Genomic DNA, 11884 nt, shown 5'->3' with positions numbered 1-11884 from the left:
ATTCGAACGTTCTTACTAAACTCTAATCTATTAATAGTGGCATTTACCACACTCTAAACCACCCAATAACGCTGGTGTAATTTTCTCGCCTTTTTTAATCTTCTCATGCGCTTCGATCACCTTAGCGTAGAAAGCATTATTTTTCTGACCAGAAATATCTGTTTCTTTATGACAGTTGATACACCATTTCATGGTTAACGGAGAATACTGATAAATTTCTTCCATCGTATTAACCGGGCCGTGACAGGCGAAACATACAGGCTCTGTTGGTTGTAATCCTTTTGCTTTGCGGATGGCATCTTCGGCAACAACTACGTGCTGAGAGTGGTTGAAGTAAGCAAAATCAGGAAGATTGTGTACACGTACCCACTCCATTGGTTTAGCTTTACTCTCATCATATTTCTGTGTTTCAGGATCGTAACCCAAAGCATTATAGATTTTCTTGATCTCAGGAGAAACTTCACCATCATATTTATCTCTTGCCTGTACTGCTTTATGGCAGTTCATACAAACATTTAATGATGGTATAGATGCATTTTTAGATTTAAATGCACCCGAGTGGCAATACTGACAATCGATCTGATTGATACCCGCATGCAGCTCATGTGAAAATTTAATTGGCTGAACCGGTTGATAACCAGTATGAACACCTGTGTTCCACATGCCCATCCAACCGAATGAACCTAAACAGATGATTAAACACAAGATAAAGAACATCACAAATTTCTTGTTTTTGAACATCTTGCGCACACCAACCTTTAATGGCACATCTTCCTCAATCTCGATACCTTGTTTCTGTAGAATCAAACGCTCTAATAATTTAGAAGCACGACCTAAGATCACTAAAATAACGATGGCTAAAACTACGATAGCTACGATACCTGCAATTGATAAACCTGAAGTAGACTCGTCTTTCGCTGCAACGGCACCACCTGCTGGGGTAGCTGCTTTTGGCTCCCCCTCTTTAATGTAAGCTAAGATATCTTTTACCTTGGTTTCGTCTAACTCAGGAAAAGACGTCATTGGCACTTTTCCATTTTCGTTAAAAAGTTTAACAGCTTCAGGGTTACCAGAAGCTACGAGGCCTTGCGAATTTGGAATCCATTTTAAAAGGAACTCTTCCGAGTGGCGATCACTTACACCCTTTAAGGCCGGACCAACTAATTTAGCATCTAATGCGTGGCACGAAGAACATTTTGCTTTGAAAAGCGTTCTTCCTTCTTTAGCATCCTGCGCATTTACGGTAGAAGCCGCTATTACGGAAATTGCTGAAAATACGAATAACGACTTCCAAACGCTTTTTAAAATCATCGAGATATCTCTCATAATGAACACTTTATACTTATTTAATTTACTTTTTGTTGTGAAATTGATGCTGAACTAGGGGTAGCCCCACCAAAACTTGAACAAAAGTATAACTTATTAATAAATCCCATGACATAATAGTGACTTGAAATACAATTTATAATCATTCTAAACAAATGCCGTTTCGAGCCATTCTGGCAATAAAAATGCCCATTTTGATAAAGAATCTTCAATGGGCATAGTACAAACCAATTTGGTTTATTTAATTTTTCTGATTATTGTTTTAATATCCAGGCAAACATTAATGGCGCTACAATAGTAGCATCGCTTTCTACAATAAATTTAGGTGTGTGGATATCCAGTTTACCCCAGGTAATCTTTTCGTTTGGTACGGCACCAGAATATGAACCGTAAGAAGTGGTCGAATCAGAAATCTGGCAGAAATAACTCCAGAAAGGAATATTTTCCATTTCCATATCCTGATAAAGCATCGGCACTACACAGATCGGGAAATCGCCGGCAATACCGCCACCAATCTGAAAGAAACCAATTCCCTTTCCCTCTGAGTTTTTAACATACCAATCGGCCAGCCAGCCCATGTATTCAATCCCGCTTTTCATTGTGGTTGCTTTGAACTCATTTTTGATTACATAAGAAGCGAAAATGTTACCCATGGTTGAGTCTTCCCATCCGGGTACCACGATTGGCAGATTCTTTTCTGCCGCAGCAAGCATCCACGAGTTTTTAGGATCGATTTCATAATATTGCTCCAGATCACCACTTAGCAACATCTTATACATAAACTCATGTGGGAAATATCTTTCACCTGCATCATCTGCATCTTTCCAGATTTTGTGGATATGTTTTTGTAAACGGCGGAAAGCTTCTTCTTCCGGAATACAGGTATCGGTAACGCGGTTATAATGGTTCTCTAAAAGATCCCATTCATCCTGCGGACTTAAATCACGATAATTTGGTACACGTTTATAATGAGAATGTGCTACCAGATTCATAATATCTTCTTCAAGGTTTGCACCTGTACAAGAAATAATGGCCACTTTATCCTGGCGGATCATTTCTGCAAGTGAAATGCCCAATTCTGCAGTACTCATAGCACCAGCAAGTGTGATCATCATTTTACCACCTTCATCTAAATGCGTTTCATATCCTTTAGCCGCATCCATCATTGCAGCAGCATTAAAATGGAGGTAATTACGCTCCATAAACTGAGATATCGGTCCTCTTGTATTGCTCATTTCGTTTTGTATTGTTTGCCGCAAAAATAGGTATTTAGGTCGAAAGTGAAAACATTAAAAGCGTATAGCGTTTGGAGTGTGACGTTTGGGGCATAGTGCATGTTGCCAATTAACCGATTCCCCGCAATTGTCATCCAGAACAGCGTCGAACAGTCTATCATTTAGAAAGTAATGTCAGCATACAATGCAATATTCTCCTCGCAAGCGTCATCCTGAACTTGTTTTCAGGATCTTTCATGCAGATAAATGATCACATCTTTTTTTTGGAAAGCAATGACAGTAACTATTTTTAAAGTTAGCCCGGCTTTCCGGTACAAGTCCTCGGCTCGTGCCTCACCTGCGGGCTTTCCCCTCCAATCCGGTTTAGGTGGCGGCGGTCATTGCATTAATTCCCAGCGATCGTCATCCAGAACAGAATCGAAGAACTCGTTTATTAAAAGGCAATAGCAGTATAAAAATGCAACAATTTCCCTCGCGACCATCATCCTGAACAGCGTCGAACAGTCTATCATTTAGAAAGTAATGTCAGCATACAAATGCAACATTCTTCCCGCAAGCGTCATCCTGAACTTGTTTCAGGATCTTTCATTCAGATAAATGATCACATCTTTTTTGGAAAGCAATGACAGTAGCTATTGTTAAAGTCAGCCCGGCTTTCCGGTACAAGTCCTCGGCTCGTGCCTCACCTGCGGGCTTTCCCCTCCAATCCGGTTTAGCTGGCGGTGGTTATTGCATTAATTCCCAGCGACCGTCATCCTGGAAGGAGTCGAAGGATCTTTCATTTGGAAAAGCAATGACGGTAGCCATTATTAAATGGTATCCGGTTTAAGTGAGCTATATTATACTGCTATTAAAACTTCCCCTATTCCATTCTAATAAACAGCCTCATTATGCGCGCTGCAACCCCAAATTATTGCATATGCCAGGCCACCTAAACCCGACCGTAGCGAGATGCTCCGATTTCTTCAATTGGAGCAGAAGCGGGGGCGGGACTACACAAACCCAAATGCTACAGTATCTGCTTTCCAAAAACTTATACTTTTCAGCAATTTGCATTCAAATATAACCAATGAACGAATGACTATTGAACTAATGAACTCTAATTAAATTTCCTTTTCTTTGCGGTGATGAAAAAATATTATCTGGTTATCTTACTTGCGCTTGTCTCAGGAAGTTCTTTTGCACAAATGAAATTGATCAGGAAGATGCTCTCGAACGAAAAGGACACTACACGTAAAGCCAGCTTTTTACCTTTGCCAGCTTTTGGATATAGTCAGGAAACCGGGTTTGAATTTGGTGTTGGCGCAATTTATTCCTTTTATGTAGACCGTAAGGATACAATGAACCGCAGTTCCAATTTCGCACTGAACACGACTTATTCCACCAAAAAGACCGCAAACTTGATGCTAAAAGGCGATATGTGGACAAAAGGGAACAAATACCATTTTATTGGCGACATCCGTTTTAAAAACCAGCCTTTTAATTTTTATGGCATTGGCAACTACACGACAAAATCAGATGAAAACAAATTGGATCAGCGGATTTTTAAAACACTTTTCGATGCCGAAATGAATACTTTACCAAAGGCTTATACCGGTGTTTCAATGGGTTTTGAAAATCATCATTTTACAGACCGGCAGCCAGGAGGTATTTATGCTACTGATCCAAAAATTTTAGATAGAGATGGTGGTTATGTTGCCTGGATCGGTGCATCGCAAAGTTATGATACCCGCAATAGCAACAACTATCCTACCAAAGGTTTTTTCGGAAGGGCAACCTATCAATATGCCCCGGATTTTTTTGGAGGAGAAAATTTCAATGGCTCACAGGTCAAAATCGATCTCCGCGGTTTCTTTAGCATAGCCCCAAAAGTGGTTTTGGGCGTCCAGGGAATTTATTATACCATCCAAAGTAAAAACACGCCATTTTATTTGGTGCAACAATTAGGAAACGACCAAATGATGCGGGGCTATTACAGCGGCCGCTACCGCGATGAGAATTTAATGGCAGCACAGGCTGAAATCCGCTACCGTTTCATGAACCGCTTTGGTATTGTAGCTTTTGCAGGTACCGGTAAGGTATTTAGCAATGGCCAGTTCAGTGCCGATGGACTAAAGCCCAATTATGGCCTTGGCGGCCGCTATTTTTTCGATCCGGCAAAAGGTTTGAGTGTGCGCCTTGATTACGGTATTGGCGAAAAACTGCCAAATGAAAAACGCCAGGCAGGATTTTATATCAGTTTAGCGGAAGCGTTTTAGGGGATGGATGAGGTAAGATGGAAAAGAGTTGATGGCATAATGGCCTTAGCCTAGTGTCCATCCTGGATGGAGTCGAAGGATTTTTTAGCGACTAACCCTCAAAGATGGTTTATCGCCACGGAAACACAGAAGGCACGGAAAATGAAAATCCAATAAAAGTTTAAAAATTTTCACCGAATAATGTAGTTTCCGAAGTTTTCAGATTGAGGTAAATACTGTCTGCTTTAATCAGCCCATCAATTTTATTTGAAGAGACCATAGCCTTATTAGCTGAAATCGTATTATTTGTTTTGTTATAGGTGATTTTTGAACCACTAAGTTTAACACCATTATAAATAACCATCGCATCACCAAATAAATAAATGATGCTTTTATCCTTACTCATCTTAACAGAATCTTTAGCACGATATTCTACCTTCGCGTCGGCTTCGTTAAATGGCTGAACTAAAAGGGCATTTTTTAACTGCCGCTCTAAGCCAGGTTTCTTTGGATCCGCTGCTTTTCCGTTACCAGATGTCGCTTTAAAATTTCCATTTTTCAAATCAAAAACAATAACCGATGCTGTTAATGAATTTCCATCTTTGGCTTTCAAAACGGCGTTTTTAGCTGTCATTTTATTATTCAGCTGATCAAATTCTACAAACTTTGCTGTTAACCTGCTGTCAACAATATCAATTACGGCATTCTCTATGTAAGAGATTTTCTTGTCGACATCTCCGGTCATTTTATTAAAGGAGATGATTTTGGGTTTAATAGGACTACCTATTTTCTTTATAGAAGTGGTTATTCCAGTTAGAGCATCAGCACTGCTGTGATATTTAGCATATCGCTTTTTAGCTTTAAAAATATATTTATTTTGGCGCGAATGTAGCTCGACTATCTGATTAGAAAAGTAGGTATCTGGTGCAATCAACTTTTCACCTGTAAACTCTACACTGATTTCATCACCTATTTGGATACTACTACTCGAAAATTTTTCTTCTGCAACATTGAGTATTATCCTATAATTATGATGTTTTAATGTAATTCTTTGGATATGATTTGCATCCCGATCAATGGCTGCTATTCTCGAAAAAGTAAATCTAAGTCCGTTCATGCCGTATAAAAATGGCTGTTGATTTAATGATCTTTCATAAAGCACATGTCCTTTGGATGTAGAAATTTTATTCGTCCACAATCTCACTTCTTTATAGGGCTCTGGTACCGAAAATCCATTGACTTCTATTTTTAAACTGTCACCGATTTTGACAGTAGAGAGCTTTCCTAAATTTATAATTGACTCAAAGGAGTAAATTTTATTATGGTAGCTAATATCTCCCAAAACTCCATTTTTTGAGTCCCGAAAGCCAATAAATTTAACATTAAGTTTTTTACCAAGCATTTCGTCACCTTTTCTAATATTTTCGGCATATCTTGCTCTTAAATCTTTTACCACATTAATGGTATCATCTAATAATGATTGCCCACGATTGATAAAACCTTTTTGAGCTTTCTGAAATTTATTTTCAGGAGAAATCTGTTTACCTGCATACACAAACTTTATGGCAAATATCCACAATAGAATCAATGTCATAGGTAAAACCAGGAAATAGGCATTTTTTTCCTTATTTTCAGATTTTAAACTAAACAACATTTTAATGCGGGCTTTAATCGGGCTTTTCACAAAATTATGGATCAAGGGCATATCACTTTTGGCAATGGCCAGTTTCAATAACAGACTGGCATAAGCCTCACTTCCATAAGCTGCTGAAGTAAATTCATCTGCCTCATATTCATGCACCTGCTCTAAAGCTTTATCATACAGGTAAACTATAGGATTAAACCATAAAACGGATTTAAAAACCATTAAAATAATTTTATCTATCGAATGGTATTGCCTAGCATGCACCAGCTCATGTTTAAGTAAAACAGCTAAATCAGCATCACCTAATTTATCCCCATCAATAAAAACATAATTAAAGAAAGAGCAATTGGTAAAGCCAGCAGTTTTGTTGATCAGTTTTAAACCCTCATCACTTTCAGTATAGTTTCCAGTATATTTAATCAAGCCGAACAACCGCCAAATGCAAATAAGCAGCAAAAACAAAGTTATGGCGCCATAAGCAAAAGGAACTAAATTTAACCAATCTATTTCGGGCTTTGTTTCTGGTTGAAGTCCGACCGCTAAGGGTTGAATAAGCTGTGATGGTTTTTCAGCCATTTTCACTTCAGGCAGGTTGGCCACAGGATCTGTATCCACTGTCACCAATTCGTGCTTAATCTCAAATTGCAAAGCTGGAATTACAAAACTCAGTAGTAAAGTGACCAGCAGATAAAAACGATTGATTTTGAAGAAGGTAAGTTTTTGTAAAACCAATACATAAAATCCGAAGAATAATATAGTGCAGGCCGTAACTTTGAGCAGATAGAATAAAATCATGGTTTTGTATTCTGGTTAATAATTTTCTTAATTTCTTCTATATCTTTTTCACTTAGTTTTTCCTCTTTTACCATAAATGATAACAAGCTGGTTGGAGAATTATCAAAATAACCTGAAAACAATTTGGAAAAGGTAGTTTTAGCATACTCATCCTTAGAAATGGCCGGAAAATATTCATAGGTTTTACCGTAAGCTTTATAGTTTACGTAACCTTTCTTTTCGAGCAAACGCACAATAGACGAAATGGTATTATAAGGCGGTTTAGGATCCTCTTCCAATTCATCTATCATGTCTTTCACGAATGCCTTCTGCAGTTTCCATAAAACCTGCATAATGCGTTCTTCAGCTTTGGTTAATTCTTCCATATCCAAATCTATAACTTATTTTTTAGTTAAACAACTAAAAAATAAGTTATATTACTGAAAAATCAGTTTATACATATAAAACACTGCCTATCAGACAAATAGAATAATAAATGTATTTCTTAACGAAAGGTATCTATCCTTCGTACCTAAACCTGATCAAAGCGGGATGCCGATTCTTCATCGGCAGAAGCGGGATCGAGACCAAAGACTGCCAAAAGAGATAGACCGTTCATTTCCTAAAAACTGCTATCTACAAAAGAATCTGCCAAGACCAAATCAAATTTCGTAAGTCTTTAAAAAAGAATTATTTGCTTAAACCCGCCAGCGCATTAATCGTTAATGCTACAATTACGGTATTAAATATGAACGCAATTAAACTATGTAAAAGAGACAGCCGTCTGATTTCTCTATCCGAAATTTCAACGTCCGAAACCTGAAAAGTCATGCCCAATACAAAAGAAAAATAAGCAAAATCGATAAAATCAGGTTCATCACTGCCCGGGAACTCCAATCCTGAACCACTCTTTTCCGATTTTTTTTTCCGTTTGTCACCGTAATATAAATGGGCATAACGCATCGTAAAAGTAGTATGCACCAAAAACCAAGATAAAAACATACCCAGTATGGCGATAACCAGATCAAGAGGCTCAACATCTTTATTAATAAGCAGTAAAACTACGGCCAGTAAACCAGCAAAGGTAGACACCACCACAATAGCGAAAATTTCTCCTCGGGTTTCATCCTGCATTTTTGCTTTTAAATGCGTTTCAGCAGCAGAAGTATGAAAAAACATGTACCAATGCAGAGTATTGAGTACAAGGCAAAAAATATCCCACCCAAGCATAATATGCGTAAGGGCGTCCATTTTACTAAGAAACGAAAGCAAGTAGGCCGCAAGGCCAGAGAAAAGGCTAATCAGCAAAACAAATAATGCCGATCGTTTTTGAATACCTGCCAGTTTTGGTTCCTGCATGGATAGTTAAAACTTAAGTTTAAAATGCTCTTTAGCCTGCCCCTTTTTGAAATACACTAACCCAATCCAAAACAAATCGATCGTCACGGTAACATCAGGGTGATTCTTAATTTCGGTCCAGGCTTCTTTCATGCCTTCGCTCCAGTAAATATCATCAAAAATCAGCAACGAATTTTCCGTTACTTTTGGCAGGCACCATTTAAAATAATTTAAGGTAGCATCTTTACGGTGGTTCCCATCAATGTAAACAAAATCCAGACTGGGCTGCCGGGCGATAATATCTGGCAAAATCAAATCAAAGTTCCCCACATGAAGCTCGATATTTTCTAAATTCAGGTCCTGGAAGTTTTTTCTGGCAACCTCTGCGGTTTGTGGACATCCTTCTATTGTAATTACCTCGGTTTGGGCATCTGTTTTTGCTAAATAAGCAGTCGTAATTCCCAAACAAGTACCCAATTCGATCGCACTTTTTGCTTTGATATTTTTAGCCAGCCGATAAATGAGTTTGGCCAATCTTGGGCTTTTTAACGCATTTTTGGCAATCTGACTTACCTTCTTTGTTCGGTTCTTATTGAGGTGAGACCCTGCACCGAGGTCGGTAACAGTGATGACGGAATCGTCATTAAAAAGTTTTTTTCGCTGCTCCTCTATATTTTTATATTCAGATTTATCGTTAAAATCGTAAATTACCTCATCAGCGAGCTTATACACAAATGGCGAATGCGTTCCGTGCCGGCTCTTAGCTGTTAAACGGTGTTTAAGGTAATCTGTAATAAATTGAAATAACATAATATTGCAAAAGTAATTAAACACCGCAAACGTATGTATGTTTTATGGAAAATATCGCAGAGATAAGTGCTTTAGTTAAATTATTGGACGATCCCGACGAGGAAGTGTATCAACATGTGGAGAAAAAACTGCTTGAATATGGTGGTGAAGTTATCCATTACTTAGAAAATGCATGGGAACAATCCTTTGATGGACTGATGCAGGAACGCATTGAAAACATTGTTCATCAAATCCAGTTTAAAACGGTTAAAGAAGATCTAAACCTTTGGTATTTAAGTGGTGCTTTTGATTTATTGCAGGGCGCTTTGATCATAAACCGCTACCAATATCCTGACCTAGACGAACAAAAGGTAATTAATCAGATTGAAGAGATTAAAAGGGATATCTGGCTGGGCCTGCAATACGAAATGAGTTCAGTTGAGAAAGTAAAACTGATCAACCACGTTTTATACCAGCAGTATGGCTTTAGCGGCAATACCAAAAACCATCATGATCCGCAAAACTCCTACTTAAACCAGGTTTTAGAAAGCAAAAAAGGGAACCAGATCTCTCTAGCCATTATTTATTCTACCCTGGCCCAAAAGCTAGACCTGCCCGTGTACGGGATAAATTTGCCGCAGCACTTTATTTTGGGTTATATTGATGACAGTAAGCAAGAGGGTACCGAGTATGGTGTACTCTTTTACATCAATGCTTTTAACCGGGGCAACATTTTTGGCAAACACGATGTAGATCAGTTTTTGCGTCAGCTTAATTTAGAAGCTTTGCCCGAATATTATAAACCGTGCAGCAATACTGATATTATCCGCCGGGTAATCAGAAACCTGATTTCGGCTTATGAAAATGCCGGAGCCACTGAAAAAGTAGCCGAATTAAACGAACTTCAAGACATTTTAGCAGAAAAATAGTCCGTAAATACCGCCACCTGTGTTTAAAAAAATTGGAAATCTATTCTTAATCTGTCTTTTAACAGCCTTCTCACTTTTCGCGGGCAATTTACAGGCACAAAAAACAGTTAAGCCAAATGTTATTGCATACTATACAGGCCAGGGGTCAGTTATAGATAGTTTTCCGATTGAAAAGATCAGTCACCTGATCTATAGTTTCGGACACTTAAAGGGCGATAGTTTGAACATCAGGGCAGCCAAAGATTCGGCTTTGATTTCGAAAATGGTGGAGCTGAAAAAACGGAACCCCGACTTAAAGGTAATGATTGCCATGGGTGGCTGGAGTGGGTGCGCTACTTGTTCGGAAGTATTTGCCAGAAATAAAGGGCGAAAGACATTTGCCAAAACAACCAAAGCGCTTTTAGATTTCTTTAAGGCGGATGGGATAGACCTCGATTGGGAATATCCGGCAGTGTTGGGTTATCCCGGGCATCGGTATATGCCAGCTGACAAGCATAACTTTACTTTATTGGTTAAAGAACTGAGAAATAAACTCGGTAAAAAAGCAGAGATCAGTTTCGCGGCGGGCGGTACTCAAAACTGCATTGATTCTTGCTTCGAATGGGACCTGGTAATGCCTCTGGTAAACCGCGTTAATGTAATGAGTTACGACCTGGTAAGTGGATATGCAACACAAAGTGGCCACCATACTCCTTTATATTCTACTCCGCAACAAACACTATCCGGAGATTATGCGGTAAAAGCTTTAATCGGTTTAGGTGTACCTGCACGGAAAATTGCTTTAGGCGCAGCATTTTATGCCCGTATTTTTGAAAACACTACAGATGCCGACCATGGATTATATCAGCCAACCAAGTTTTTAAAAGGCGTCTCTTTTAAAGATTTCGGCAAGCAATTTTCAACCGAAAATGGCTATACGTATTTTTGGGACGGGACTGCCGAAGCGCCCTATTATTATAACCCACAAACCCGGTATTTTGCTACTTTTGATGACCCTAAATCAGTTTCGTTAAAAACCAAATATGCAATTGATCAGAAATTAAATGGCATCATGTTTTGGGAGTTAACTGACGATAAATATAATAATGGCCTGTTAGATGTAATTGACCAGACGATAAAAGATTATTTAGGACTCCCGAAAGTTACTACCCAATAATTTTTTGCCGTACCTACCCCTACCTCTTTACTTTTGGCATCCATCATGGCTTTACAATGGCTTACACTATTTTTCCATGCATTAATAACCTGATCTGCCTCACCATATCCTTTGGCTAAGTTTTCTGCCCTAAAATCGCCTTTGTAACCTGCGCTTGTTGCTCGTTCGGCGGGAGTACCGCCATCTGGAGACAAATGATCAAAATAGTTTTGCTCAGCCATATCTGTTGCATGTATGATTGCCGCATTTTGCAGCTGATTATTCACCGATAAATCAGCTACCGGAGGCATATATTCAACACCACAATTACATCCGCGCTGTCTTATGAGATTAATTTTATTAACCAATGAGGCAAGACTATTTACCGGGCCTGTTATTCCATCTTTTTTGCACTGCACAAATAAAACGCAGAGTAATACAACGGCAAACATGGTCGAATATCTGTTCATATATGA

10 protein-coding genes are annotated in these 11884 nt (G+C 38.7%); 3 read left to right on the top strand and 7 right to left on the bottom strand.

Annotation, left to right across the window (positions count from 1 at the left end; genetic code table 11):
- Window positions 1-30: 30 nt before the first annotated feature.
- Both DV942_RS16505 and DV942_RS16500 read right to left on the bottom strand, forming a co-directional pair.
- Window positions 31-1326 (bottom strand): c-type cytochrome, encoded by a 1296-nt coding sequence (locus tag DV942_RS16505; RefSeq protein ID WP_145859317.1) that lies wholly within the window; start codon window positions 1324-1326, stop codon window positions 31-33.
- A 254-nt stretch (window positions 1327-1580) separates the two neighbouring features.
- The gene (locus DV942_RS16500) at window positions 1581-2561 is read right to left on the bottom strand and encodes a deoxyhypusine synthase family protein (protein ID WP_090986771.1); all 981 of its coding nucleotides are present in this window, start codon (window positions 2559-2561) and stop codon (window positions 1581-1583) included.
- Between the two features lie 1127 nt (window positions 2562-3688).
- Between DV942_RS16500 and DV942_RS16495 the strand changes: the two genes are divergently transcribed.
- On the top strand, window positions 3689-4819 hold the full coding sequence (locus DV942_RS16495) for a BamA/TamA family outer membrane protein (RefSeq protein WP_145859316.1): 1131 nt from the start codon (window positions 3689-3691) through the stop codon (window positions 4817-4819).
- Window positions 4820-4979: 160 nt separating this feature from the next.
- Here the strand turns inward: DV942_RS16495 and DV942_RS16490 are convergent, their stop codons facing one another.
- The 4 genes from DV942_RS16490 to DV942_RS16475 form a co-directional block, all read right to left on the bottom strand.
- Window positions 4980-7238 carry a M56 family metallopeptidase gene (locus DV942_RS16490; RefSeq protein ID WP_145859314.1) on the bottom strand — a complete coding sequence of 753 codons (2259 nt, stop codon included), beginning with the start codon at window positions 7236-7238 and terminating at the stop codon, window positions 4980-4982.
- Window positions 7235-7603 carry a BlaI/MecI/CopY family transcriptional regulator gene (locus tag DV942_RS16485; RefSeq protein WP_145859312.1) on the bottom strand — a complete coding sequence of 123 codons (369 nt, stop codon included), beginning with the start codon at window positions 7601-7603 and terminating at the stop codon, window positions 7235-7237. The genes DV942_RS16490 and DV942_RS16485 overlap by 4 nt, the downstream gene beginning before the upstream one ends.
- 304 nt (window positions 7604-7907) lie before the next feature.
- Complete coding sequence (locus DV942_RS16480; RefSeq protein WP_145859309.1) at window positions 7908-8576, bottom strand: DUF1345 domain-containing protein; 669 nt, start codon at window positions 8574-8576, stop codon at window positions 7908-7910.
- A 6-nt stretch (window positions 8577-8582) separates the two neighbouring features.
- A complete protein-coding gene (locus tag DV942_RS16475) occupies window positions 8583-9365 on the bottom strand; it encodes an O-methyltransferase (protein ID WP_145859308.1) in 783 nt (260 codons plus the stop codon).
- A 44-nt stretch (window positions 9366-9409) separates the two neighbouring features.
- On the opposite strand from DV942_RS16475, the gene DV942_RS16470 reads away from it, so the two are divergent.
- Together DV942_RS16470 and DV942_RS16465 are read left to right on the top strand one after the other, a co-directional pair.
- Window positions 9410-10273: a transglutaminase-like domain-containing protein gene (locus DV942_RS16470; protein ID WP_145859305.1), complete on the top strand. Its 864-nt coding sequence runs from the start codon at window positions 9410-9412 to the stop codon at window positions 10271-10273.
- A gap of 19 nt (window positions 10274-10292) precedes the next feature.
- Window positions 10293-11429 carry a glycoside hydrolase family 18 protein gene (locus tag DV942_RS16465; RefSeq protein ID WP_244950725.1) on the top strand — a complete coding sequence of 379 codons (1137 nt, stop codon included), beginning with the start codon at window positions 10293-10295 and terminating at the stop codon, window positions 11427-11429.
- Here the strand turns inward: DV942_RS16465 and DV942_RS16460 are convergent.
- Window positions 11396-11878 (bottom strand): CAP domain-containing protein, encoded by a 483-nt coding sequence (locus tag DV942_RS16460; RefSeq protein WP_145859298.1) that lies wholly within the window; start codon window positions 11876-11878, stop codon window positions 11396-11398. The genes DV942_RS16465 and DV942_RS16460 overlap by 34 nt on opposite strands.
- Between the last annotated feature and the right edge of the window lie 6 nt (window positions 11879-11884).

The sequence above is a fragment of the Pedobacter suwonensis genome, assembly GCF_007833675.1.
Lineage (GTDB): Bacteria > Bacteroidota > Bacteroidia > Sphingobacteriales > Sphingobacteriaceae > Pedobacter > Pedobacter suwonensis.
The sequence above is the reverse complement of the archived record's forward strand: the minus strand, read 5'-3'. Positions and strand labels throughout refer to the sequence as shown.